The 25,402-nt window shown below is 69.3% G+C and carries 21 protein-coding genes and 2 tRNA genes; 16 read left to right on the top strand and 7 right to left on the bottom strand.

Annotated features, from left to right (window positions below):
* Positions 1–49: 49 nt before the first annotated feature.
* From AAHG03_RS00595 to AAHG03_RS00570, 6 genes are all read left to right on the top strand, one after another.
* Complete coding sequence (locus tag AAHG03_RS00595; RefSeq protein WP_342148028.1) at positions 50–955, top strand: metallophosphoesterase; 906 nt, start codon at positions 50–52, stop codon at positions 953–955.
* 37 nt (positions 956–992) lie between these two features.
* Positions 993–1,268, top strand: a complete 276-nt coding sequence (locus AAHG03_RS00590) for a YARHG domain-containing protein (RefSeq protein WP_342148027.1) — start codon at positions 993–995, stop codon at positions 1,266–1,268.
* Between the two features lie 418 nt (positions 1,269–1,686).
* On the top strand, positions 1,687–2,010 hold the full coding sequence (locus AAHG03_RS00585) for a phosphoribosyl-ATP diphosphatase (protein ID WP_342148026.1): 324 nt from the start codon (positions 1,687–1,689) through the stop codon (positions 2,008–2,010).
* Positions 2,007–3,020 carry a type I pantothenate kinase gene (gene coaA, locus AAHG03_RS00580; RefSeq protein ID WP_342148025.1) on the top strand — a complete coding sequence of 338 codons (1,014 nt, stop codon included), beginning with the start codon at positions 2,007–2,009 and terminating at the stop codon, positions 3,018–3,020. The genes AAHG03_RS00585 and coaA overlap by 4 nt, the downstream gene beginning before the upstream one ends.
* 56 nt (positions 3,021–3,076) lie before the next feature.
* Positions 3,077–3,766 (top strand): TerC family protein, encoded by a 690-nt coding sequence (locus AAHG03_RS00575; RefSeq protein ID WP_342148024.1) that lies wholly within the window; start codon positions 3,077–3,079, stop codon positions 3,764–3,766.
* Between the two features lie 67 nt (positions 3,767–3,833).
* The gene (locus tag AAHG03_RS00570) at positions 3,834–4,205 is read left to right on the top strand and encodes a hypothetical protein (RefSeq protein WP_342148023.1); all 372 of its coding nucleotides are present in this window, start codon (positions 3,834–3,836) and stop codon (positions 4,203–4,205) included.
* 115 nt (positions 4,206–4,320) lie between these two features.
* Here AAHG03_RS00570 and AAHG03_RS00565 read toward each other — a convergent pair.
* Together AAHG03_RS00565 and AAHG03_RS00560 are read right to left on the bottom strand one after the other, a co-directional pair.
* Positions 4,321–4,405: transfer RNA gene (locus AAHG03_RS00565), tRNA-Leu, on the bottom strand.
* Between the two features lie 120 nt (positions 4,406–4,525).
* Positions 4,526–4,831 carry a FliM/FliN family flagellar motor switch protein gene (locus tag AAHG03_RS00560; RefSeq protein WP_342148022.1) on the bottom strand — a complete coding sequence of 102 codons (306 nt, stop codon included), beginning with the start codon at positions 4,829–4,831 and terminating at the stop codon, positions 4,526–4,528.
* Positions 4,832–4,939: 108 nt separating this feature from the next.
* Between AAHG03_RS00560 and lipB the strand changes: the two genes are divergently transcribed.
* The gene (gene lipB / locus AAHG03_RS00555; protein ID WP_412759709.1) at positions 4,940–5,611 is read left to right on the top strand and encodes a lipoyl(octanoyl) transferase LipB; all 672 of its coding nucleotides are present in this window, start codon (positions 4,940–4,942) and stop codon (positions 5,609–5,611) included.
* A 120-nt stretch (positions 5,612–5,731) separates the two neighbouring features.
* Here the strand turns inward: lipB and AAHG03_RS00550 are convergent, their stop codons facing one another.
* Positions 5,732–6,871 carry a glycosyltransferase family 2 protein gene (locus AAHG03_RS00550; RefSeq protein WP_412759699.1) on the bottom strand — a complete coding sequence of 380 codons (1,140 nt, stop codon included), beginning with the start codon at positions 6,869–6,871 and terminating at the stop codon, positions 5,732–5,734.
* A gap of 222 nt (positions 6,872–7,093) precedes the next feature.
* Between AAHG03_RS00550 and AAHG03_RS00545 the strand changes: the two genes are divergently transcribed.
* From AAHG03_RS00545 to AAHG03_RS00515, 7 genes are all read left to right on the top strand, one after another.
* Positions 7,094–7,537, top strand: coding sequence for a DMT family transporter (locus AAHG03_RS00545; protein ID WP_342148020.1), 444 nt, complete (start codon positions 7,094–7,096; stop codon positions 7,535–7,537).
* A gap of 41 nt (positions 7,538–7,578) precedes the next feature.
* A complete protein-coding gene (locus AAHG03_RS00540; protein WP_342148018.1) occupies positions 7,579–8,481 on the top strand; it encodes a dihydrodipicolinate synthase family protein in 903 nt (300 codons plus the stop codon).
* Between the two features lie 151 nt (positions 8,482–8,632).
* A complete protein-coding gene (locus tag AAHG03_RS00535; protein ID WP_342148017.1) occupies positions 8,633–10,021 on the top strand; it encodes a flagellin N-terminal helical domain-containing protein in 1,389 nt (462 codons plus the stop codon).
* Positions 10,022–10,326: 305 nt separating this feature from the next.
* Complete coding sequence (locus tag AAHG03_RS00530; protein WP_342148016.1) at positions 10,327–11,559, top strand: sensor domain-containing phosphodiesterase; 1,233 nt, start codon at positions 10,327–10,329, stop codon at positions 11,557–11,559.
* 168 nt (positions 11,560–11,727) lie between these two features.
* Entirely contained in the window at positions 11,728–13,137 is a 1,410-nt protein-coding gene (gene leuC / locus AAHG03_RS00525; protein WP_342148015.1) for a 3-isopropylmalate dehydratase large subunit, read from the top strand.
* 126 nt (positions 13,138–13,263) lie between these two features.
* Positions 13,264–13,348, top strand: a tRNA-Leu gene (locus AAHG03_RS00520).
* 86 nt (positions 13,349–13,434) lie between these two features.
* The gene (locus AAHG03_RS00515) at positions 13,435–15,078 is read left to right on the top strand and encodes a DUF6538 domain-containing protein (RefSeq protein ID WP_342148014.1); all 1,644 of its coding nucleotides are present in this window, start codon (positions 13,435–13,437) and stop codon (positions 15,076–15,078) included.
* A 224-nt stretch (positions 15,079–15,302) separates the two neighbouring features.
* On the opposite strand, the gene AAHG03_RS00510 is transcribed toward AAHG03_RS00515, so the two are convergent.
* Genes AAHG03_RS00510 through AAHG03_RS00500 form a run of 3 tightly spaced genes read right to left on the bottom strand, consistent with a single transcriptional unit; the run spans position 15,303 to position 18,665 of the window.
* A complete protein-coding gene (locus AAHG03_RS00510; RefSeq protein ID WP_342148013.1) occupies positions 15,303–17,174 on the bottom strand; it encodes a hypothetical protein in 1,872 nt (623 codons plus the stop codon).
* A gap of 1 nt (position 17,175) precedes the next feature.
* Entirely contained in the window at positions 17,176–17,664 is a 489-nt protein-coding gene (locus tag AAHG03_RS00505; protein WP_342148012.1) for an ABC-three component system middle component 2, read from the bottom strand.
* The gene (locus tag AAHG03_RS00500) at positions 17,661–18,665 is read right to left on the bottom strand and encodes an ABC-three component system protein (protein ID WP_342148011.1); all 1,005 of its coding nucleotides are present in this window, start codon (positions 18,663–18,665) and stop codon (positions 17,661–17,663) included. Before AAHG03_RS00500 ends, AAHG03_RS00505 begins: the two co-directional genes overlap by 4 nt.
* 406 nt (positions 18,666–19,071) lie before the next feature.
* Here AAHG03_RS00500 and AAHG03_RS00495 point away from each other — a divergent pair, with 406 nt between their 5' ends.
* Together AAHG03_RS00495 and AAHG03_RS00490 are read left to right on the top strand one after the other, a co-directional pair.
* Positions 19,072–19,680, top strand: coding sequence for a hypothetical protein (locus AAHG03_RS00495; RefSeq protein ID WP_342148010.1), 609 nt, complete (start codon positions 19,072–19,074; stop codon positions 19,678–19,680).
* On the top strand, positions 19,677–20,597 hold the full coding sequence (locus tag AAHG03_RS00490; RefSeq protein ID WP_342148009.1) for a Kiwa anti-phage protein KwaB-like domain-containing protein: 921 nt from the start codon (positions 19,677–19,679) through the stop codon (positions 20,595–20,597). Before AAHG03_RS00495 ends, AAHG03_RS00490 begins: the two co-directional genes overlap by 4 nt.
* Before the next feature lie 336 nt (positions 20,598–20,933).
* Here AAHG03_RS00490 and AAHG03_RS00485 read toward each other — a convergent pair whose 3' ends face one another.
* Complete coding sequence (locus AAHG03_RS00485) at positions 20,934–25,160, bottom strand: peptidoglycan-binding protein (protein WP_342148008.1); 4,227 nt, start codon at positions 25,158–25,160, stop codon at positions 20,934–20,936.
* Positions 25,161–25,402 lie beyond the last annotated feature (242 nt).

The raw sequence follows: 25,402 nt of genomic DNA, 5'->3' as shown, positions 1-25,402 counted from the left end.
GTCATGCGGCGGCGCGAGGTTTTGCCGTCATCTTCCCGAGGAGGCCGCCATGCTGTCCCGCCGTACCGTTCTCGCCGGCAGCGCCGCGCTGCTCGCCCGGCCCGCCGGAGCGCAAGGTGCGTCGCTGCGCTTCGGCGTGATCGCCGACCCGCAATATGCCGACGTTCCGCCCAACACCGCGATGGGCCGCTACTACGCCAACAGCCTCGACAAGCTTTCCGCCGCGATCGAGACGCTCAATTCAGAAGACCTGCGCTTCGTCGTGACGCTCGGCGACACCATCGACCGGGATTTCGCGAGTTTCGAGCGCATCCTGCCGCTCTATCGAAAACTCCGGCACGAGACCCGGTTCGTGCTCGGCAACCACGATTTCGAGGTCGATGCCGCGCATCTCGGACAAGTGGTCGGGCGGCTCGGCATGCCGGGGCCGTATTACGACTTCGCAGTCCAAGGCGTGCGCTTCGTGGTGCTCGACGGCAACGACGTGTCGCTGTTCGCGCCCCCTCAGGGCGATCCACGCTGGCAACTCGCGCAGGAGCGGCTTGCCCGCGCCAGGGCCGCGGGCCTGCCGAACGCCAAGCCGTGGAACGGCTCGCTCGGCCCCGCGCAGACGGCGTGGCTGGAGCGGACGCTGGCGGCGGCGCAAGGGGCGGGCGAGCGCGTCGTCGTGCTGAACCATTACCCGGTCCTGCCGGACAACCCGCACAACCTGTGGGATTCGGCTGCGATCGTTGCGCTGCTCGCGCGGTTCCCCAACGTCGCAGCCTACTTCAACGGCCACAACCACGCAGGCAATTACGGGCAGGCCCACGGCATCCACTTCGTCAATTTCTGCGGGATGGTGGACACGCCGGACACCTCCGCCTTCGCCGTCGTGGAAATCTCGGGTGATCGATTGGACATCCGCGGCTACGGTCGCGAGCCGAGCCGCACGCTGCCGCTGCGCGCGGCCTGATCGTTTCCGTCTAAGCGGATCGGAGCCATCGACCCCCATGCGACGTCTCGCCCTGTCCGCCCTTCTGTCCGCTCTCTTGGCCTGCGCCGCGACCCCGGCCGCGGCGGCCTTCCCCTGCGACGAACTGTGGGGCGAGCGCAACGCGATCTACAAGGACGCGGGCTACTGCTTCCGCACCGACCGGGCGATCCGCGCGTTCGGCAATGCCGGCTGCAAGTACGACGACATCGCCGACGTGCCGCTCTCGGCCCGCCAGCGCGCCACCGTCGCCGACATCGTGCGCCAGGAGCGCGAGAACGGCTGCGCACGGTAATTTCCTGCGTGGTACCGCGTCGCGGAAGGAATCCGGGGTTCGAAGGGCGAGCCCTTCGCGGGGCCGGGGCGGAGCCCCGGAAAACGCGTCGGGCTCCGCCCGACACCCGCCGAAGGGCTCGCCCTTCGGGATCCCATGACCCGGGATTCCATCCACGTGGAGGTGTACCGATCGGCGATGATCCACGCATCGCCGCTCGCCGGTGCGACTGCACGGCGGCGGTCGTCCGCCGGACGCACGGAACAGGACCATCGATCATGGGCCGTGCAACTCGCTCAGAGCGTCCACATCAGTCGGGGCGTTCCGTCAGCCCTCCCGCGCCCCGGCCCTTGACCGGAGCGCCGCCCCTGGCCAGGGTCCGCTGAGCCGGCATCCGATCCTTCGATGCCGCAGCGGACGGGCCCAAGCGCCGGACTCGATGAAGACCTTCACCCTCGACGACCTCGCCGCCCTGGTGGACAGCCGGGCCGGCCAGCCCCCCGACACCTCCTACACGGCGAAGCTCCTCGCCGACGGGCCGGCCAAGGCGGCCAAGAAGCTCGGCGAGGAGGCGGTCGAGGCGGCCATCGCCGCGGTGCAGGGCGACCGCAAGGCCCTCACCGCGGAGGCCGCGGACGTGCTCTATCACCTGATCGTGACGCTGAAGGCCGTGGACGTGCCGCTCGCCGACGTGATGGCGGAACTCGGGCGCCGCACGGCGCAGAGCGGGCTGGCCGAGAAGGCGGCGCGGAGGCACACGTGATCGGCGCCCCGATCCCGCCGGCCGGGATCGAGCCCGCGGAGCGGCAGAACCCGGTGACCGGAGAGGGGCCGGGGCGGCTCTCCCCCTACCGGATCTTTTCCCGCGAGGAATGGGCGCACCTGCGCGCCGACGCGCCGCTGACGCTCACCGCCGAGGATATCGGCCGGCTGCAATCCTTGAACGATCCGATCTCCATCGAGGAGGTCGTGGCGATCTACCTGCCGCTGTCGCGCCTGCTCTCGCTCTACGTCGCGGCCACGCAAGGGCTGTTCAAGGCGACGCAACGCTTCCTGCTCGCCGAGCGCGAGGCCAAGGTGCCCTACATCATCGGGCTCGCAGGCTCGGTCGCCGTCGGCAAGTCGACCACGGCGCGGGTCCTGAAGGCGCTGCTGGCCCGCTGGCCCAACACCCCGAAGGTCGATCTCATCACCACCGACGGGTTCCTGCACCCGAACGCCGAGCTCCAGCGCATGGGCGCGATGGAGCGCAAGGGTTTTCCCGAGAGCTACGACAGCGCCGCCCTGCTGCGCTTCCTCGCCGACATCAAGGCGGGCCACAAGCGGGTCTCGGCGCCGGTCTATTCCCACCTCTTCTACGACGTGGTGCCGGGCGAGGAGCAGGTGATCGAATCCCCCGACATCCTCATCGTCGAGGGGCTGAACGTGCTCCAACCCGCCCGCCTGCCGCGGGACGGCACGGCGATCCCGTTCGTGTCCGACTTCTTCGACTTCTCGATCTATCTCGACGGGCACGAGGACGACCTGCACCGCTGGTACGTCAACCGCTTCCTGCGCCTGCGCCAGACAGCCTTCCGCGATCCCCTCTCCTACTTCCGCAAATACGCCGAGGTGGGCGAGGCGGAGGCGCTGGAGATCGCCGACCGGCTCTGGACCACGATCAACCTGCCGAACCTGCGCGACAACATCCTGCCGACCCGCCAGCGGGCGAGCCTGATCCTCGCCAAGGGCGCGAGCCACCGCATCGAGAGCGTCGCGCTGCGCCGCCTGTAAGGCCGGTGCCGCCGTGGCGGCCTTCGCGCCGCCGCTTTCCTGCCCGATGGGGCCCGATGGACGCGAATTTCTGGGCGGCCCTCGCAGGCATCGTGTGGATCGACCTGCTCCTATCGGGGGACAACGCCGTCGTGATCGCGATGGTGTGCGCGCGGCTGCCGCCGGCGCAGCGGCGGATGGGCATCGTGCTGGGCGCCACCGCGGCGGTGGGCCTGCGCATCGTCTTCGCGTTCGGCGTGGCGTGGCTGATGGCCGTGCCGGGCCTGAGCCTGGTCGGCGGCCTGTTCCTGCTCTGGGTGGCGACCAAGCTCGTGATCGATCACGGCGCGGACGACGAGGAGACCGAGCCCAGCAGCACGCTGCTGGGGGCCGTCACCACCATCGCCATCGCGGATGCCGGCATGAGCCTCGACAACGTGTTGGCCATCGCCGCCCTCGCCCACGGCAATTTCTGGCTGATGGCCCTCGGCGTGCTTCTGTCGATCCCGGTCGTCATCGCCGGCAGCACCCTGATTTCCGGGCTGCTCACGCGCTTCCCCGTGCTCGTCTGGGCCGGCGCCGCCCTGCTCGGCTGGGTCGCAGGCGGGATCATCGCCTCGGACAATTACGTGAAGGACTATCTGAAGCCTCACGTGCCGTTGAACGAGTCCGCATTCCACTACGGGCTCGCCGCCGCGGGCCTCGCCCTCACCCTGGCGGTCGGCCTGTTCGTCCGATTCCGGCATTCGCGCGCCGCCCGGGCCTGACGTCGCCCCGTGGCGGGCCCCGGCTCACGACCGATCGACCCGACGCCATCACACATCGTCAATCCCTATGCCGTACAAACCGGAGTGGAACGACGCCGACATCAATGATGGGCCCGAGATCATGTTCGCGTGGCTGCCGTCCATCTACAAGCGCTTCACCGTCCCGACCCGGCGCAAGGGGAAGAAGGCGTATTCGAAGACGCTGATCCCGGCGATCATCCGCGTCGGCAAGTCCCAGTACCCCTGCGACGTGGTGGACGGCCTGAGCGACAAGACCCTGGTCGAGCTGCGCCGCGCCGAGATCGGTCTCCTGCCGGAGCGGATCGAGCTGCGACTGGCCGACGAACTCACGTTCCGCTGGGCGCAGGTGCGCTGGCACCACAACAACCACGTCAGCATCAAGCCGATCACCCGCTGGGGCATCGCCGCCGGCCAATGAGGCGGCCGCCAACACAGAGCGGACTCGGACAATTCTGGCGATGTATCGAGAAAACCGACGCACCGTATCCCGGTCGTCGCAGGCACCCTCTCGTCAATCGCGTCGATTGAGAGAGTGGTGCGGCCAAGAGGACTCGAACCTCCACCCCTCGCGGGACTAGCACCTCAAGCTAGCGCGTCTACCAATTCCGCCATGGCCGCCCTTGCCGCCGGTCCGTCGGAGCGGGCCGGCATTTCGTCTGGGCGGCGCAGCGAATAACAGAAGCTTGGGGGGCGCACAAGCGCCGATCGCCTCTTTCTCGCGCCTCGCCCGCGGCGCCCTTACAGCGCCGGTCCGGCCTCCTCCAAGAGGGGGACCGCGCCCTCGCCGATCGTCACGCCCGCGGTGCGCACCACCTCGGCCTTGCGGATCAGCTCGGTCACCTCCACCGAGATGCGGTTGCCCGTCACCACGATCTGCCCGCGGGCGATCGGGTGGTCGTTGGCGAGGATTTCGACCATGTCGGTGTCGGTGGAGTCGAGTTCGATCACCGCGCCGCGGCCCATGCGCAGCAGCATGTGCAGCGGCATGTGGCTGCGCCCCAGCACGACCTTGAGATCGACCTTGAGTTCGTCCAGGACCGCCACGCGCGCATGCTCCGCCTACCGTGCGGGGAATCCTTCGCGAGGGATGGTGAAGCCTTGGTAAACGACGCCCCCCTTTCTTCCCGCCTCGCCGCGGCGCCCGCCGCCTTCCTGCCGCGCGACGGCAGCCCGCCGGTGGGCTGGCGCGTCTCGGACGCGCTGGTGCCCTACGAGGAGGCGCTGGCCTTCATGGAGGCGCGGGCCGCCGCCATCGCCCGCGGCGAAGCCGACGAACTGGTGTGGCTCCTAGAGCATCCGCCGCTCTACACCGCGGGCACCTCGGCCCGGGCCGCCGACCTCGTCGAGCCGGAGCGCTTTCCCGTTCATGCCACGGGGCGGGGCGGGCAATACACCTATCACGGGCCGGGCCAGCGCATCGCCTACGTGATGCTCGACCTCAACCGGCGCCGGCCGGATCTCAGGGCCTACGTGGCGAGCCTGGAGGCGTGGCTGATCGCGACGCTCGACGCCTTCAACGTCCGCGCCGAGCGGCGCGAGGACCGCGTCGGCGTCTGGGTGCGCCGGCCCGAGAAGGGCGCAACCGTCGAGGACAAGATCGCGGCGATCGGCATCCGGGTGCGGCGCTGGGTGAGCCTGCACGGCCTCAGCCTCAACGTCGAGCCGGATCTCTCCCACTTCTCCGGCATCGTGCCCTGCGGCGTGCGCGAGCACGGCGTCACCAGCCTCGCCGACCTCGGCCGCATCGTCAGCCTGCCCGAGGTCGACATCGCCCTGCGTGCCGCCTTCGAGCCGATCTTCGGCGAAACGCGGGACGAGGGGTAGGTCCGGGGTTTCCAAAGGACGAGTCCTTTGGCGGGGCACCGGGGCAGAGCCCCGGTTTCCCTCCAAGACCAGGGCTCTGCCCTGGACCCGCGAAAGGACTCGTCCCTTCGAAACCCGGATTCAGGCGTCGGCGGTGGCCGACGGTACGCTCGCGACCGGCGGTAGGGCGGGCTTGGCCCGGCGGAGGCGCAGGGCCAGGCGCAGCGCCGGCAGCACGGCGCGGGCGAGGCGGATCTGGCCCGGCAACTGCCGCGGCATCAGCGGGCGGTAGGTGAGGCGCGGGCTCGCGCGGTCCACCGCCGCGACGATCTCGCCGACCCGCGGCAGCGCCGCGATGCGGCGGGCCTCCGCCTCGGGGATGGCGAGGCGCCGCGCCCAGGCGAGGTCGTGCGCCATCCGCCCCTGCCCGTGCAGGCGGCGCAGGCGGGCGCGCCATGCATAACGGTGCAGCGCGCGGGGCACCGCCTCCATCCGGGCGTCGCACAGCGCGTCGGGCTCCTCGCAGCGCGAGCGGATCGTGTCGGCGACGCCCCCCGGCGCCCGGCCGGTGAGGCGGGCCGAAATCCACACCATCACGGCCCGGTCGTGCCGCACCCGGAACCCCCGCTCCAACAGCGCGGCGACGAAGGCGCCGTCCTCGCCGAGCGGAATCTCCGGCATGCCGCCGACCTGCTCGTAGGCCGAGCGGCGCACGGCGAGCGAGGCCCCGATGGTGGTGCGGTGGCACGGCCACGGATCGGACGGGTCGGGATCGATCCGCGCCTCCATCTCGGTGATGAGCGCGTCGTAGGTGTCCTCCAGCTTGCCGCGGGCCGGCAGCGAGGGCGGCAGCAGGGCCGCCTCCTCCGGGATCAGCTCGACCCGGCCCGCCACCGCGTCGGCGCCCGCATCGAGCGCAGCGAGGTTGGCCGCGACCCAATCCGGCGGCACGCGGCTGTCGGCGTCGGTGGTGAGCAGCGTGCCGGCCGAGCCCGCCTCGTCGAGCCACGCCGCCGCCGCATCCATCGCGGCCCGGCGCGCCCAGCCGGCATGGGCCCCGGCATAGTCGCGCTCGATCACCCGCACCGGGATCGACATCCGGGCCACGAGGTCGGCGACGATCCCCGGCGTGCCGTCGGTGCAGTTGTTGAGGAACAGCACGAGCCCGAGCCGGCCCGGCGCGAGCCCTTGCTGCGCATCGATCGCCCGCAGGCAGGCCGCGATCCGCTCGGCCTCGTTGCGGATGGGCACGGCGATGACGGTGTCGAGATGGGACGGCACGATCAGGCTCCGGGGAAACGGATGGGCCCCAATTCGAGGGCCGCGCCGTCCTTGTAGCCACGCTCGATGAACCGACGCTGAGGGACTTTGCCGCGGAAACACCGGCCTCGACCTCCGGTTTCACGGGCAGCGTCCCCAACCCTCGCGACGATCCCCTTCGATCTCCGTCCCTCCCCCTTGAGCCGCACCGCCTCCGGTGACGGCCCGCCAGGATGCGCCCCCATGATCCTCCTCTACGGTGTCGTCCTGATCGCGGGCATCGCCAACGCGATCCAGCCGGGCCAGACCACGCAGCTCGCCAAATCGCTCGGCGAACCCTTCACCGCGGGGCTGATCTCGATGTTCGTCGGCTCGGCCGGCATGCTCGCCATCGGCCTCGTCTCGGGGCACCTCACCTGGCCGAGCCTGCAGCAGGCCGGTCAGGCGCCGTGGTGGGCCTGGATCGGCGGCCTCGTCGGCGTCGGCCTCCTGATCGCGCAGCTTTTCGTGGCGCAGCGGGTCGGGGCGGCGCCGTTCCTCGGCCTGCTCGTGACCGCGGGCGTCGTCACCTCGATCGCCCTCGACCATTTCGGCCTCGTCGGCTTCGACGTGCACGCCGCCGGGCCGATGCGGCTGGTCGGCGGCGCCCTGATGATCGCGGGGGTGACCTTCGTCGCCCTCGGGTGAGCCGGGGTACGAGGGGCGGGCGGCCTCGGCTATGACGGGGCATGGCTCTGTTTCGCGGCTTGTCCGCCTTCCCGCTGACTCCGACCGATGCGGACGGCACCGTCCGGGCGCCGCTGCTCGGCCGCCTCATCGAGCGCATCGTCGCCGCGGGCGCCGACAGCATCGGTCTGCTCGGCAGCACCGGCGGCTACGCCTACCTGTCCCGCGCGCAGCGGCGCGCGGCCGTGCGGGTGGCGGTCGAGGCGGCCGGAGGGCGGGTGCCGGTCATCGTCGGCGTCGGGGCGCTGCGCACCGACGCGGCAATCGGGCTCGCCGAGGACGCCAGGGCGGCCGGCGCGGACGGCCTGCTGCTGGCGCCGATGTCCTACACGCCGCTGACGGACGAGGAGGTGTTCCACCACGTCGCCGCGGTGGCCGAGGCGGGCGGCCTGCCGCTCTGCCTCTACGACAACCCGGGCACGACGCATTTCACGTTCACGCACGATCTGATCGTCCGGCTGGCGACCCTGCCCCCCATCGCCGCGGTCAAGATGCCGCTTCCCGCCGACGGTGATTACGCGGGCGAGCTGGCCCGGCTGCGCGCGCGGGCGCCGAACGCGTTCGCGATCGGCTACAGCGGCGATTGGGGGGCGGCCGACGCGCTGCTGGCCGGCGCGGATGCCTGGTACAGCGTGGCCGCCGGGCTGATCCCGGCGCCCGCTCTCGCCCTCGCACGGGCCGCGCAGGCCGGGGACCGGGCCGAAGTTGCACGGATCGACGCGGCGTTCGGGCCGCTCTGGGCGCTGTTTCGCGCCTTCGGCAGCTTCCGCGTCATGCACGGGATGGCCGAGGCGCTGGGCCTCGGCCCGGTCGCGCCGCCCCGGCCGATCCTGCCCCTGGCCGAGGTGGAACGGAGCCGGATCGCGGCCGCCTTGCAGCGGCTCGACGGCATCGCGAAACGATGAATCATGCTTAATTGCCTGTTAACGCCCCCCCGCCATTCATCGGTCCCACGTCGCGTCCTCACGCGGGGTTGAACGGACCGATTCGATCACGGTGTCGCGATCGGACGCGTCCGGGCCCCCTGCCCTGCTCCATCCGCCGGAAGATCGACCCGTGACCAGCCTGCTGACCAACATCTCCGCCATGACGGCGCTGACGACGCTGAAGGGCATCAACAACCAGCTCGACGCGACCTCCAACCGGGTCTCGACCGGCCAGCGCGTCTCGGCGGCGGCGGACAACGCCGCCTATTGGTCGATCGCCACCACGGTGCGCACCGACAACGCCTCGCTCTCGGCGGTGAAGGATTCGCTGGGTCTCGGCTCCTCGGCGGTCGACACCGCCTATAACGGCCTGAACTCGGTGCTCGCCGACCTTCAGAACCTGCGCGCCAAGCTCCAGACCGCGCTCCAGCCCGGCATCGACCGCGCCAAGGTGCAGGTCGAGATCGACGCGATCCAGGACAAGATGAAGGCCACGGCCGATTCCTCGATCTCGTCGGGCCAGAACTGGCTCTCGGTCGATTCCTCGCCGAGCAACGGCATCTACCGGGCGACGCAGAGCGTGGTCGCAGGCTTCTCCCGCACCGCCTCCGGCACGGTGACGTTCTCGATGATCGGCGTCGATGTGAACGCGATCAAGCTCTACGACGTCAACGCCTCCAGCATCACCACGGCGGCGACCTCGGCCCAGATCTTCGGCACCACCTCGCTCACCGGCACCACCGCCTTCGCGGGCGGCACCGCCAACTTCAACACCACCAACGAGGTCGCCTTCTCGCTGACGCTCGGCGACGGCTCGACCGGCACGATCCGCCTCAACCGCACGGCGCTCGCCTCCGCCGCGGTCGATCTCACCAAGGTGACGACCCAGGAATTCCTCGACGCGATCAACAACCAGATCGCCTCCGACACCGACGCCACCCCGCTCGCCGGCAAGGTCACCGCCAGCCTCGATTCCTCCGGGCGGCTGAGCTTCGCCACCGCCGCCACCGGCGCTGCCGCGCTGGTGACGATCCAGAACGTCACGCCGAGCGCCGGCAACACCCTGGTCGATGTCGGCTACGGCACCGGCGTCGCCGGCACCGACGCGCGCACCGGCCGGGGCTCGGCCGCGGGCACCACGGCGGGCAAGGGCATCCTCGACACCGCCGACGGCGGCACCGGCGTGTCGGTCGCCACCATCGACATCTCGACGCTGTCGGGCACCACGGGCGACGCCACCCTGCGGGCGATCGTCACCCAGGTCGAGAAGGTCATCGCCAAGGTGACGGATGCCGGCACCAAGCTCGGCGCCAACAAGACCCAGATCGACGGCCAGAAGACCTTCGTGGACACGCTGATGAAGGCCAACGACCGCACCATCGGCATCCTGGTCGACGCCGACATCGAGGAGGAATCGACCAAGCTGAAGGCGCTCCAGACGCAGCAGCAGCTCGCGGTTCAGGCGCTGTCGATCGCCAATTCCAGCGGCCAGAACATCATGTCGCTGTTCCGCTCGTAAGTCTTTTGCCCCGCGTTGCCTCGTTCGGCGGCGCGGGCGCAGGCGCGCGTGGAGAAAAACCGCCGTTAGGCTGTCCCGCGCTCTCATGGAAGGCCAGGGCGGAAGGCAAAAAACTCGTTTCCATTTATGCGGGGCGTTTGTCCGGACCCTGCGGCATCCCGGTTGCACTTGCGGCCCGTGAATCCCTGTGACTATCGTGCGTTCGCGCACCGGCATCCGTGCCGGGCTGCCCGCCGATCGGTGGTTTCCCTGGATCTCGACCCGGCCTTTCGGCAGGCCGGCCTCATCGCTCGGACGCTGCCCGCGTGTCGCTCGCTACCCTCTTCGAACCCGGCCCCGGGACGGCCGGGGAGCAGGTCCAGGCCATCCTCCAGGCGGTGCGCCGCCATCTGGCGATGGATGTCGGCTTCGTCTCCGAATTCATCAGCGGGCGGCGGGTCTTCCGCTTCACCGACGGGCGGACCTCCAGCAACCCGATCACCGTCGGCGGGTCGGACCCCCTGGAGAAGAGCTTCTGCTACTACGTCGCCCGCGGCATGATGCCGGAACTGATGCACGACGCGCGCGAGGACCCGATCGCCGCCGACATGCCGGTGACCCACGACCTGCCGGTCGGCGCCCATCTCAGCGTGCCCCTGCGCCATCTCGACGGGACGACCTACGGCTCCGTCTGCTGCTTCAGCTTCACCCCCGACCGCTCCCTGACCAACCGCGACCTCGGCCTGCTACGGCTCTGCGCCGACCTCGTCGGCGCGATCCTGCACCGGGACCGCCGCGCCGCCGCCGAGCGCGACACGCGCCGCGCCCGCGTCGAGGCGGTGATCGCATCCAAGGCGATCGAGATCGCCTACCAGCCGATCTTCTCCCTCGGCGAGGGCCGGCTGAAGGCGTTCGAGGCCCTGTCCCGCTTCTCCGCCGAGCCCCGCCGCGGGCCGGACCTGTGGTTCGCGGAAGCCGCCGAGGTCGGGCTCGGCGAGGAGCTGGAGTTCCTCGCCGTCGAACGCGCCCTGGCGGGGCTCGACACCCTCGATCCCGCGCTCACCGTCACGGTCAACCTCTCGCCCGCGGCGATCGTGAGCCCGCGCCTGCCCGTCGCCTTCGCCGGGGTGCCGCTGGAGCGCGTCGTCGTCGAGCTGACCGAGCATGTCGGCGTCGAATCCTACGAGGCCCTGCGCCAGGCGCTGGCGCCGTTGCGGGCGCGGGGCCTGCGGCTCGCCATCGACGATGTCGGGGCGGGGCACGCGACCTTCCGGCACGTGCTCGACCTCGCCCCCGAATACATCAAGCTCGACATGAGCCTGATCCGCGGCATCGACCGCGACGCCGCCCGCCGGGCGCTGGCCGAATCGATCAGCACCTACGGCCGCCGCACCGGCTGCGACGTGGTGGCGGAGGGCATCGAGACCGAGGCCGAGTTCGGAGCGCTCCGCGACATCGGCGTCACCTGCGTCCAGGGCTACCTGCTCGGGCGCCCCATGTCGCTCGCCGAGGCGGTGCGGATGCCGCTCGCCGCGCGCTTTCCCGACGCGGGGCCTTGAGCGAAGCGTAGGCCGGCCCGGCGATCTGCGCCCCCGCCCTTCCGAAACCGACGTCGGAGGATTATTAAAGGGTTCCTCCTGACCGGATGCCCCCTGCCCCGTCGCCGCCCGGCGACCCGGCGGGCCGTTCCCCGGGCGGGGCCCGCAAACCCTCAGACACGTCTCGCCATGACCGCGCCGCGCACCCTCTACGACAAGATCTGGGACGACCATGTCGTCGATGTCCAGTCGGACGGCTCCGCCCTCCTCTACATCGACCGCCACCTCGTCCACGAGGTGACGAGCCCGCAGGCCTTCGAGGGGCTTCGCGTCGCCGGCCGCACCGTGCGCGCGCCGCACAAGACGCTCGCGGTGGTCGATCACAACGTCCAGACCTCGGACCGCTCCAAGGGCATCGAGGACCCGGAGAGCCGCACCCAGCTCGAGGCGCTCGCCGAGAACGTGCGCGATTTCGGCATCGAGTTCTACGACGCGCTCGACCGGCGCCAGGGCATCGTCCACATCATCGGGCCGGAGCAGGGCTTCACCCTGCCGGGCCAGACGATCGTCTGCGGCGATTCCCACACCTCGACCCACGGGGCCTTCGGGGCGCTCGCCCACGGCATCGGCACCTCCGAGGTCGAGCATGTTCTCGCCACCCAGACGCTGATCCAGCGCAAAGCCAGGAACATGCGCGTGACCGTCGACGGCACCCTGCCGCCGGGCGTCACCGCCAAGGACATCATCCTGGCGATCATCGGCGAGATCGGCACCGCGGGCGGCACCGGCCACGTCATCGAGTACGCGGGCGAGGCGATCCGCGCCCTCTCGATGGAGGGCCGCATGACGATCTGCAACATGTCGATCGAGGGCGGCGCGCGGGCCGGCATGGTGGCGCCGGACGCCACCACCTACGCCTACGTCAAGGACCGCCCGAAGGCGCCGAAGGGCGCCGCGTTCGACGCGGCCCGGCGCTACTGGGAGAGCCTGCTGACCGACGAGGGCGCCCATTTCGACCGGGAAATCCGGTTGGACGCGGCGAACCTCCCTCCCCTCGTCTCCTGGGGCACCTCGCCTGAGGACGTCGTCTCCATCGCCGGCCTCGTGCCCGACCCCGCGACCATCGCCGACGAGAACAAGCGCCAGTCCAAGGAGAAGGCGCTCGAATACATGGGCCTGACGCCGGGCACCCGCATCACCGACCTGACGCTCGACCGCGTCTTCATCGGCTCCTGCACCAATGGCCGCATTGAGGACCTTCGCGCGGTCGCCAAGGTGGTCGAGGGCCGCAAGGTGCACGAGGGCGTCTCGGCCATGGTGGTACCGGGCTCGGGCCTCGTAAAGGCGCAGGCCGAAGCCGAGGGGATCGACCGCATCCTGAAGGATGCGGGCTTCGACTGGCGCGAGCCGGGCTGCTCGATGTGCCTCGGCATGAATCCGGACAAGCTGCGTCCGGGCGAGCGCTGCGCCTCGACCTCGAACCGCAACTTCGAGGGCCGCCAGGGCCCGCGCGGGCGCACCCACCTCGTCTCCCCGGCCATGGCCGCCGCGGCCGCCGTCGCCGGCCGCTTCGTCGACATCCGCGACTGGCGCGGCTGACGATGGGGCCGGTCCGGCCCCCCGCCGGACCGGCCGAGCTTTTTTCCAAGGCGGCGCGAAACAGCGATTGACGCCCGCGCCGCCGCCCCCTAAACGAACCCCATCGCCGGTCGAAACCGACCCGGCGCCCAGGTGGCGGAATTGGTAGACGCGCTGGTTTCAGGTACCAGTCTCGCAAGAGGTGAAGGTTCGAGTCCTTTCCTGGGCACCATGCGACCGCTAAGCGGTTGATTCGCCGGTAAGTTCAATCAGATCATGTGGTTAGGCTCGCCCGAGTGATGCACACGGGTGATGCACATGGTCCTTGCGATGTCCCGTCCGTCCCGTCACCCGAAGACCGGCATTTTCTGGCTGCGCAAGCGCGTGCCGAGCGACCTCGTCGCCCGAGTGGGTCGCGCCATCGAGTACTTCAGCCTGCAGACCCGCGAGCCCGGAGAGGCCAAGCAGCGTCACGCCGAGGCGGTCGCCCGCCTTGAAGCGCGCTGGGCGGAACTGCGGTGTGGCGAGCCCGCCGCGGGACCGGGCGCGACCACCGACGCCACCCCATCTCCCCGTAGCCTGAGCGAGCGCGAGGCGGGCGAGCGCGCGGGGTGGATGTACGCGCACTGGCTCGGGCTGCACCGGGAGAATCCGAGCCAGCAACGCTTCTGGCCGACCGACCTCTACCGCCACCTGTGGCGTTCGCCGGGGGGCCGTATCGAGCACAAGGAAGACGGACGCACCGCCGTGCGCGCGGTCCTCAGCTTCGCGCAGGCCGAGAAGGTTGCCGAGCTGGAGGCGTGGTGCCGGGATCAGGCCGAGACGGTGCTCGCCCTGCACGACGTCGAAGCGGACGAGGCGAGCGTACTGCGAGTGGCCAAAGCCGTCGCGGCACAGGTGCAGCGCGCCAGCCTCACGTTGGCGGCGCTGGCTCGCGGCGAACCCGGGGTCGGTCCGGCGCCCGTTGCTACCGCCGCCCCGGCGGCCAAACCCGCCAAGGCCGTGGGACTGATCGAGCTCGTAGAGGCATGGTGGCGGGAGGCTGAGCGAACAGGTAAGTCCGAGTCCACCCGGGAGTCCTACACCAACACCTTCAAGCAACTCGTCGCCTTCCTCAAGCATGACGAGGCGTACCGTGTTACTGTCGAGGACGTCCGGCGCTTCAAGGATCACCGGCTGGCGACCCGCAAGCCCAACGGGCAGCTGCTCTCGCCCACGACGGTCAAGAACAGCGATCTGGCCGCTTTGAAGTCAGTGTTCGGTTGGGGCGTCGCTAACGGGCGCCTTGGCGAGAATCCGGCAACCGACGTGACCGTGGCGCGGGTCTCGAAGGTCCGGCTGCGGGAGCGGGAGTTCACCGCCGAGGAGGCACGGAGGCTGCTGGAGGCTGCTTCTACCATGGAGCGGGGAAGGGAGCTGCCCCAGACCCATGCCGCCAAACGATGGATCCCTTGGGTGCTGGCGTTCACCGGGGCGCGGGTTGGCGAGATCGCCCAACTGCGCCGGCAAGACCTCCGGAAGGAGGCAGTGGAGGGGCATCCTAATGGCGTGTGGGTGTTGCGCATCACGCCGGAGGCGGGTCGGGTGAAGACAAAGCATGCGCGCGAGGTGCCGCTGCACGCTCAGCTCGTCGAGATGGGCTTTCCTGAGTTCGTCGCGGGAGCGACCGGGGAGCGTCTGTTTCTCGTCCCTGATGCCAAAGGGGATATCGCCGGTCCCCTCCGGGGACTGAAGAATCGTTTGAGCGAAGCTGCGCGCGAGCACGTCGATGATCCGGGGGTAAGCCCAAACCACAGCTGGCGGCACCGCTTTCGCACGGTGGCCACCGAATCTGGCGTCTCGGGCAACGTCATCGACGCGATCTGTGGCTGGTCGGCGAAGAGCGTGGGGGAACGTTACGGTAGCGTCACGCTCAAAGCTCGGGCAGATGCCATTGCGCGTTTGAACAGGATTGAGGTTTGAGACTCGAAGCCAGCTATCCTGACGTTGAGGCCGTTTTTGACCCGTTGCGGACCTTCCGCCGTGCCTATTCGGATGTCCACTCGGAAGGCGAAGCGCCTCTGAGGGCGGCGGCCATGACATCAGGAGGTTGTGGCCCTGTAGTCGGCCCCGAGGCTGTGAAGCTCGTGACGTTGGCCGGGTCGACCGATAGGCGCCCGACGACGATGCCTCCGGATGACCTCGGGCTAGGCTGGGAAGAAGCCCCTTCGGCCTCCCGAGCCCTCGCTGCCGACGAACGTCGTTACCCTGGCCGCTTCGCCAAGGTCGAAGGGCGGGGCGTCGTTCTCGATCACGACGAACTGGGCCTTATCCGCGTTGTCGAGCAGGAACCGGTAGAAGTGCGCGTTGAGGCCACTCTCGGCGACCTGCTTCTCATCCGCGCCGGGCGCGCCATGCCGCGAAAGGGAATCGCGGTAGCTGAGCAAGGGACTGTCCAGGGCGACGATGCCGGGGTGCGGCAGCTCCTTCGACCGGCAGTAAAGCATTACGCCGATCTTGAAGGCGGCGTTCATGAGAGCTCGCACGCCTTTGCCGTTCGCACGGCGGTTCTTGCCGTTAATGAGGATGTCATGGCTTGCTGGGTCAAACGCCACGGTGGGCAGGCCCGGGAAGCGCCATGCGTGCAGGACCGACTGGATGGTCGTAGCCAACTCGTGCCCCACGACGCCCCCGATGCCGGCGGTGACCGACCCCCTCGGCACCGACGTGGGTCGGAAGGCCGCTAGCCTGGCGCGCCTGGCCCGAAGCCCCTCGACGTACCGAAGGTGGGCGATGCCCCTGCGCACCTCGTGGCGGGTGCGGTCGAGTTCCTCGTAGGCCAGACGGCTGGAGGCCTCCGCGGGCTTCGCCTCGGCGATGTCGGCTTCGAGCGCCTTAACCTCTGAGACGAGGCGCTCGCCGCGACGGTGCAGACCTTCCCGCTCGGCTCCAAGCGAGGCCATGGCCTTGCGCAGGTCCGAGCGTTCGAGACGGATCTTGGCAATCTCGGCGCGGGTGGCAGCCTGCGTGACCTCGATTTCCCCGAACCCGTGCTCGTGCTGCTGGTGGGCCGGATCGGCTCCGCAGACCGGACAGATTCGTCGCGCGCCGGCCAGGAGGGCCGCCCCGCCCTCCTCAAGCGCCTCAAGCCGCGCGACGTCGCTGTCATAGACGGCGTCGAGGAGCGCGAACCTGTCGAGGGTGACCGAGATGTCCGACCGCCGCTCCATCGCCTCGTTGGCGGCTTCGACCTTAGACCGCCGCTCGCGGCGCAGCCCGTCAAGCAGCGTCTGACGCTCGGTCATGGCCTGCTGAAGACCTTCGACCGTCGTCGAGATGCGCTCCAGCTGGCCTTCGAGGTCGCCGCTGTCCGGCCAGCGCCGTTCCAGTTCCTCCTCAGCCGTCGCGATCATGTCGTCGATAAGCTCGATCTTGCCGAGGTTCGCCGTCTTCTGCGCGTCGACGCTCCGTGTCGTCTGCATCGCGCTGTCGTCGATGCCGGTGACGATGAACTTCAGGACGTTCTTGTCGAAGGTCTCGCCGCTCTGCGCCGAGATCCGGATGGGGCTCCACTCACCCATCATATTCGTCTCTTCGGTAAAGACGTAGGGCGCGAAGTGGCGGAAGGTGAAAGGGCTCTTGTCGCCGATCAGGGTGCGGGCGATCTTCCGGTCGACGATGCCGAGCTCGGCCAGGAGGAAGGAAGAGATGTTCTCGCCCTTGCTCCGGTGATCGGCGCCGAGCGTCCGGTTGGGCTCGACGACATCGGCGCCGGGCTCCTTCGTGCCCTCGTAGATGCCGTAGGCCCCGCCGCTCAGCGCCCGGACCAGCGTGACCCGCCCGCTCGCTGGCAGGTCGAGTTCGAGCCATGCCCGTTCGTAACCCTGGATCTCCTCGATGTCGGGAAGGGCTGATCCGGCGCCCGTCATGAAGTCGAGCGCCTTCATGATGAACGTCTTTCCGGCGTTCGACGCGCCCCAAACGACGTTCACGCCCGGGACGAACCCGATGTCGGCGAGGGGAACGCGCGGCCCCGTGAAGGAGAGCCGCCGCAGGACGAAGCGGGCGGGATCGGGCATGTCAGGCGGGGCTCGTGCCATCGCCGACGCCGAACGCCTCGCTCCAGTCGCCGATGTAGTCGCGGACCCGCGCCTTGAAGGCGTCCTTGTCCTGCGCGCGCACCTCGCGGGCGATCCACGACGCGCACGCCTTGAGATGCTCCGAGTACGGGGTCTCCAGCAGCTCGACGTAGGAGGCGGCCTCATCCGAGGCGCGGTAGAAGATCCCGTCCGGCCCGCTTTCCTGGCGCACCAGGTGGCAGCGGAGCATCAGTTCGAGGCTCCTCTCCACGAGGCGACGGCGGACGAGGAGCTCGCCCTTCCGCCCGGGGACGTCCGGATGGAGGCTCGGCGGACCACCGACGTCTGCGGTGTGGACGACCACGTGGTCGAGCAGCACCATCTCGGCGAGGTCGACCCTCTCCGGGCGCAGGTGTTCCAGGACGATGACCGCCCGTATCCCGGCCTCCAAGGGCGAGTTGAAGAGGCGCCCAAACGAATCGACGCTCACGGAATCCACTTCATCAGCCCTTCGTTGGCGAGGTGGTGGCACATGCCTTGGCGGACCGGGATGCGGGCAAGTTTCCCCTTGATGGCGCAGGTCATCGTCGAGGCATGGCGCATGACGGCTCCGACCCGTTCGAGGCGGGTTCCGTACGGCAGCCTGTAGACGTCGACGACACCATGGTGGACCTCGGCCTCAAATTCCACGAGCGCCTCAACCGACGTGTTGTCGCGATGGAAGAGCCTGAACGAGGTCGCGTCGAAGAACCGGTTGCGCTGCTCGCGCAGATGGTCGCCGTGCATCCCGTCGGCGAGCACATCGTCGGCGGTGGCGAACGGGGTTCCCCTCGCCTCGCCGTACACCTGGCGCAGTTGGTCGATGTACTCCATCTCCTCGGCCTGGAGCAGGTCGGGCGCCGCGCCGACAGGCGCATCACCCGGCGGCAGGCCGAGGACCTGGGTCAGCGCCTTCAGGGAGGCCGGATGCTTCGCCAGGCCGGCGGCGCTCAGGTGGCTCACCTTCCCGAACTCGTAGCCTTCGATCAGGGCCTTGAGCTCGGGGGAAAGCGGGATCTTGCGGCGCTGGGTGATGGACCCGGCGCAATAGTCGTCCCAGTTCGCGATCAGCGCAGCCTTCAGGTCCGACGGGTTGAAGATCAGGTCCTGCAGCGGGCCCGTCACGCCGCGCGGCGCGACGAACACGTACTTCTCGGGCATCGTGCGGTAGGCGCCCTGGGAATGGTAATGGAAGACCTTCCCGAGTTCGCCGAGCGCCTCCGGCGCGCCAAGGGCGCTGCCGCGCGTTTTCCGCTTGCACTGGTAGAGGTGCCAGGGGCCCTCGTGCTTGGCCTGGGTGAGGAAGCCGATGACGTCGCGGCCCTTATCGTTGGCCTTCCCGATCCGCTCTACGAACTCGTAGCCGGAGCCGACGCGTTCGCACCAGAGCTCGATGAACTCCTCAAGCTCGTCCTCCTCCAGCTCCTTCAGGCGTATGGCGACGCTGGTCACGCGACCATTCCTCTACGTGCGACGGCTGGAGGGTAGGCCGACGCGCGATGGCCCGGGCCCACCCCGGAGCATAGCCCGTCGGACCTTAACGACCAGCATCGCCGGGCTGGCTGCATCCCTTGGTGTGATGGACCGGAGCTGCCTAACACACACTTCGGAGCCTCGCGCCAATCACTTTTGCCCTCGTTTTGCGTTGGCGCGATCCCATATAAGAACATATCAGGAACAGTCACATCAAGGGCCGTGTCGAAGTCGCGCGGGGTTATCCGGGCTCGTGTCTAAGGTGCGACGCCGCCCCAACCCGCTAGCCGCGGCGCGGTTCGGCCGTCATGATCCCGTGGCACTTCAACGGCATGGGCGGTCGCGACGGCTTCCGGCAGGTGTGTGTGATCGGAACCCCGCAGCCATGCAGCTCAGGATCCTCTTCGCGGCGGCCATCTACCTGGCATCCTACCTGCCCCTTAGCCTGATCCTGCTCGCGCAGGACCTCGACGTCGAGGTCGTGAAGCGCGGCATCTGCCCGGTCGGGTCGATGGTCGCGCTCGGATGCGCGAGCCCGCTCAAGAACCCGTTCTATTCTCTGGTGGCGGTCGCCGTCTGCGCGGTCGGCATGCTGGCCACCTTTCTCGCGCTCCGCGTCTTGCGGACCTCACAGCGCGTGAAGGTGACCGAGAGCAAGCACATACCGGCGGACCTGATCAACTACGTGATCCCGTACGTCGTTTCGTTCATCAGCCTGGACTTCGAGCAGGGCACCAAGCTCATCGGGTTCGCGGTGTTCTTGGGCTGGATCTTCTGGATCACCTACAGGTCCGGCCAGATCGTCCTCAATCCCGTTCTCGCGGCATTCGGCTGGAAGCTGTTCGAGGTGAAGTACGTCCATCACGGCGCGACAGCGATTTTTGTGGGTCGCATGTTGTCCAAGGTCGATATCGAGCCTGACCGTACCTACCTTCAGGGTCACCTCCAGGACGTGATGGTCGTCCGGGATAACGAGGAAGACGCCAGTCGATGACCACGCTTCCAGACCTGAAGGGTTTCGATCTGGCGGGTGCGGACGTCACGGTATGGGTGTTTAGAACCTCGTCCGGACAGGACGGTCGGCCAAGGTTCACGGGGCGGTGGGTTGGCATCACCGAGGACCTCGCCGCCAGGCTCAGGGAGGCGGTCGGCGGCGCGCTCGCCGGCATCACGGAGACCATCGAGTACGACGTGCTGGCCCAGAACAACGAGGGCAGTGCCCTCACCATCGAGACCGACGAGACGTACGTTCACCTGATCGCAGGAGCGGTGGCGGACGACACGCCCGGGCGTAAGGCACGTAACGTCAAGGACCTGGCCAACAGCAAGTTCACCGTCATCAAGTTCGTCCGGGACGGCCTGACCTTGCTGGCCGTGAGCCGAACCGACGCAAGCTGGTCGACGCGGAAGGCCTCAGGCCTCATTCGGGCGGTCTTTTCCGACAACGAGCTGGACGTGGAGGAGGACCCGGTCTTCACCATCCGCCCCGTCTTCGACTTCTTCGTGCTCGGGGACCGGATCTTCATCAAGAGCAAGCTGAATTTCGAGTCGGTGCTGGTGTACAAGGCCGGACATCAACAGGCGTTCACCGCCTTGAAGGAAGAGGCCGAGTTCGTCGCGATCTTCTCTGAGCTCAGTCCGCTGGACGCGTTCGTGGGATCGAACAAGATCCATCTCCGTCGGGCCATCGCGATCCAGTCGAAGGGGCACTACAAGGACACCGGCTTTATGGACCGACTCAGGGCCGAGCATGGCAACATGAGGCTTGTTATTGCCTTCGACGAACAGGGGCGGATCGTACCCACCCCGGAGACCTGCCGCCACATTTTCCAGGCCCTCCTTAATCACAGGCTCGAATCCAGGTTGGACTCACAGTTCTACGACGTGCCAAGCACGGAACCCGTCTCCTGAGCTTCCTGTATCGGTGTAGGCGCGACATGATTTGGCGGCTGACGGAGCCGTTGGGCCCACGCCCGGTGAGTGGTGGACTGCTCCGTCTAGGCAATCACACACGCTCTTCGAGAGATCCTCAACCGCGAAACGCGCGGTCCCGTACTCGTCCGATTGATCCTGGATTGTCGTGCCGCGTGCCGAGCCTCCGCGCTTGCGAGAGGCTACGATAGTTTGATTTCTCTCCAGTTTGACTATCACGTAGGCCACTCTCCAAACGGCCATTCCAATGTCTTAGGTCGAAGGCCCGCTCATGGAGCAGAACAGACAGACGAAGGCGTTTCGAATAACTTGGTTTTAAGGCGCATTCCACCGACTCACGAAACGCTCGCCCTGTTTGTACTGCGCGAGCTGAGGGCCGCTGCCGTCGCACGGCAACCCCACCGCTTCGCGCACCATCCCGAACTCCGCGTCGTTCACGTAGCCGGTCACGACGCACACGTCCCGGTACTCGCCGCGGAACCGGTTGCGCATCTTAATAATCGACGTCGCCAGCGCCGTCTCCAGCGACCGCTCCTTGTACATTGCCGTGCCGTAGTCGAGGATCGTCGTCTGCGCCGACATGAACTCCCAGCGGTCCTCGCGTAAGCCAGCGTAGACCCGCGCCAGCTTCGGATACCGGTCCGAAAACGTCGATGGGCGGCCGTCTGCGAACGCTTTCGCCTCCTCGCCGAGCGCCTGCTCGAAGAAGCGGGCCCGCTCGCCCCATTGCGCCCGCAGCGCGCGCTCGACGGACTCCCGCTTGCGCGCCTCCTCCGCCGCCTTGTCGCGCTCCACCGCGTCCCGGTCCCGTAGCTCCCGCTCGCGCGCGGCCTGATCTTCTACCTTCTGCCGCTTCTCCTGCTCGATGCCGGCCTGCGTGCGCGCGACCTCCTCCGGCGTGATCCAGAGCGGTAGGAAGCGGAAGCCCAGCCCGTCACGTCCCATCGCCTCGACCAGGGGCAGCAGGTCTGCCGCCGCAGCGTAGACCGCCCCGCACTCACCGCGCTTCACACCGATGAACGCACCGTCCGCCGACGTCGGCGAGATGATCGGCTGACTCGGCAATTCATCGCTCAGGCGCTTAGCCAGCCGCGCCAGGATCGCGTCCTGCGCCTCGGCGTTCGCATCGCCGACCCTGCACACGACGCTCGACGGGTTCGCCGCTACGATCACGCCAAACCCGTCGCCCTTCTTGCCGCGCACGGTCGCTTCGACCTCGTTGGCCTTTGCGGCCTCGGCCTGCCTGGCCGCCGCGAGCGCGGACGCGTCGATGACTGTCAGGCGCGCGTACAGCCCGCCGTTGACGGCCTCAGCGAGCGCGATCACCCGCTCGACCGGTTCGCGCAGGAGCCGGTCACGCTCGGCGAAGATCAGGTCTTGCTCGGCCAGCGTGCCGGGCGCGCAGGCGGCCAGCGGAAGGTCGAGCCGGGCGCCCAGCGCCGCGCTTCGGTCGCGGAACTGCCGGTTGAGGAACACGTCGGCCAACGGCGCGTGGTAGAGGCAGGCTACGGCCCGGCCGTCCTCGAACACGAGCTCACCGCGCAGGTTGCGCACCACCGAGGGCGCCTTGCCGCTGTCGTTGTAGAGCACGACGAGGTCGCCCCGCTCGCCCTCGATGAGGAAGCGGCTCTTCGGCGTCAGCGCGCGGGCCAGCCGGGCGGCCTCGTCGATGCGCCCACGCCGCTCCGCGTAGCGGTCGCCGAGTTCCTGCAGCCGGGTGAGCGCCGTGTCCGGTCCCAAGCTCGTGACGTCGGCGATAAACCCGGTGAGGAACGCCTGGAGGTCCGGCGGCACGCCCGCCTTCAGCGCGGCCTCCGCTTCGTCCTTCGACCGGTTCAGCCGCTCGACCACCGCCTGGCGGTCCCGACGCGCCTGCTCCTCGCCCCGCTCCCGGTCACGCTCAGCCTGCGCGCGGCGGCCCTGCTGGTCCCGGTCGGCGAGCTCCTGCCGGGCCTTCTCGACGGCCTCCGGCGCGATCCACACCGGCAGGTAGCGGATTGCGACGCCGTCCCGCGCGAACGCCTTACTCAGCGCCGCCATCTCCCGGGCGCTGGCGTAGATCGCCCCGCACTGCCCGCGCTTGGCCGACAAGAAGGCACCGTCTGCGCTCGACGTCACCGCGGTGACCGGCCCGCGCAACTCGCCCCGCAGCAGCGCCTCGTAGGGCTTCAGGAGGTGCTCGTGCAGCGCGGGCTCACTGGCGGCAACCCGGCACAGCGTGCGCGAGCCGTTCGCCAGCGCGAGCACCGTGAGCCCGTCCGAGGTGCCCCGCGCCACCTCGGTCTCGGCTTCCGCCGCGCGGATACCCTCGGCTTGGCGCACGGCGTCGATGTCGGCCTTCGTCACTGTGCCGGCCAGCGCATAGACACCGGTGTCGACGGCCGAGGCCACCGTGCCGAACAGACCGGCCTGCGCCCGCAGCGCCCCGCGCTCAAACACGACGAGGTCGGCGCTCTGCTGCTGTGCAGCCGTGCAGCGGGCGAGGGCATCCTTGACCGGCGCGCCGACGGCCCGGGCCTTGGCCGCGAGCTGCTCCTGCGCGATACGATCCGTCGGCGGGTCCGTGAGCGCGCAGGCGACCGTGCGCTCGGGGTCGAACACGAGGCCGCCGTCGAGCCCGCGCGCAACCCCGGTCGCCTTGGGCGAGCTATTGTAGAGCAGGACGAGGTCGCCCGCGTCGCTCTCGACCAGGAAGCGGTTCCGGTCGGTCACCGCCCGCTGCACCGCCTCGGCCTCGCGCAAGCGTGGTTCGAGCTGCGCCATGCGAAGCTGGAACCCGTCCGCCACGATGCGCGCGTCCGTGGTGCCCCGTGCCTCAGCCTGCCGCAAGGTCTCGGTGAGCTCCGCCCGCAAATCCTCGGGCACCGGGCCGGCCAGCAGCGCCTGCGCGCGCTGGCGCTGTTCGTCGAGACGAGTCTGCGACTGCGCCCGGGCGGACCGCTCACGCTCTTCGCTCCCGAGGTCGGCGAGGTAACTCTCGTAGCGGTTCGCCACCGCGTCGATGCGGGTGACGAGGCCGGGATCGACGATGACGCCGGCGCTCGGCGCGTCGCCCGACCGTTGGCCCAGCCGATCCGCCAACGCGTTCGAGAGGAACCCGTCGGCAGCCAGCCCCTGGGCGTCGGCGAAGGACGTGATCGCTCGGCGTGTGACGCTTCCGTAGACGCCGTCGGCCGGCGCGTCACCGGCAAGCACCCCCGCAGAGCGCAGCGCCTCCTGTAAGCGCACGTGCTCGGTGATCGGACGCGCAAGTTCCTGTCGGGCTCCGGTCGGCCCCTCGCGGGCGACGCGAGCGGCCCAAGAATCCCTCTGCCGCTGGTAGGTCGCCGCGATGCAGGGAATCGCCCGGGCACGCAGCGCACCGCTGACTTTGCCCGTGTCGGGCACGCGGCAGCTCTCCAGCGTCCGCTTGACGAACTCGTTCGACTCCGCCTTCAGCGCCACCCCGTCGTCCGGGCGGAGGTGGCGCAATGCGTAGAACGGCCGGGCGAGCTCGAGGTCGAGCCGACGCAGGCCGGCGTCCTCGCAGATCATGAGCGGCAGCGGCGTCGCGGCCTTCTCGCAGTCGAAGGACGGCCCAAGTTCGCGATCCGAGATTACGGCGGCCTTCTGAACCGATAACGTGCGGGGCGGTTCGGACACGGCAGCGGTCGCTGTGCGCAGTTCGGCTAGGCGGCGCTTCAGCCCGTCCGGGATGTCGCCCTTCGTGCGCGCCTCGGCCTGGGCGCGCAGGCCGTTCAGTCGGTCGAGCGCCGCAAGGCGCCTAGCCTCCGCGTCCGACAACGCGTCGAGGGCCTGGACCTCACGCTCGATGGCCTCAGCGTCCGGCGCGGTCGGACCGGTCCGGGCGGCGAGTTGCTGCTCGATGCGGCCCTGCAGGCGGGCCACCTCGGCGCGCACCACCGGCGACGGCTGGCGCCCGTAGTTCGCCAGGGTTGAGCGCAGCACCTGCAACTGCTCGGCCCGCCCCTGCGCCTCGACGCGAGCCGCGCGCGCCTGGCGCGCCTCGTCCGTCTCGACCTCGGTCACGAACACGCGGGTGCCGGAGAAATGCAGCTCGACCGCCTCCCGGACGTCGACCGGCCGCACGCCCCCGGCGTTGTCCCGGTAGGCGAACGACTGGTCGCAGGTCGTGACGACCGACCCACTCGCCTCGTCTCGGACATTGCAACTGACGCCGCGGCGCAGTGTGGCCTCGGTGAAGCGCCGGCACTGCGTCACGTAGGGACCGAGGCGACCGTCGTCCGGCCCGATCCCGCTGCGCGCGAGGCTCTCGATGTCCGTGTTGCGGGTGGCCAACGCACGCTGGAGGCAACTCCGGTCGGCGCCCGGCAGGCGAGCCCAAGCCTCCCGCGCGGCCTGTGCCTGGGCCGCGCCCATGAGGCCGCCGAAGATGTCGAGCGGGCTGACCTGCGCGGTCGCCGAACCAACTGCGCCCGCCGCGAAAAGCGTCAGCAGCGTGAAGCGCAAACCCGCGCGGACCATGCCGCGACCTCCCCAAAACGAGCCGTTGCGATGTTGTCCATTGTTCGGCAGCGGCATTCAAGGTTGCATCGGTAACAGAGCTACCGTCGCCCACGCCTGTTGTATAGGATTATATTCTTGACAACTGCCGCCGGTTCGGTCATGGTGACGGTGTTGGTCGGTGAGTTGGCGCGACCGCGCCGCTCGCCCCGCCCGCAATCAGGAGAGCCAGATGATCCGACGACACGAAGCGAGCACCCCGCGACCGGCGGCACCGCCCCCTCACCGGACCCGCTCCAGCCACCTCTTCCGCATCTCGC

It is taken from the genome of Methylorubrum subtropicum (genome assembly GCF_038442325.1).
Classification (GTDB): domain Bacteria; phylum Pseudomonadota; class Alphaproteobacteria; order Rhizobiales; family Beijerinckiaceae; genus Methylobacterium; species Methylobacterium subtropicum.
This window is presented reverse-complemented; position numbering and strand designations above follow the sequence as displayed.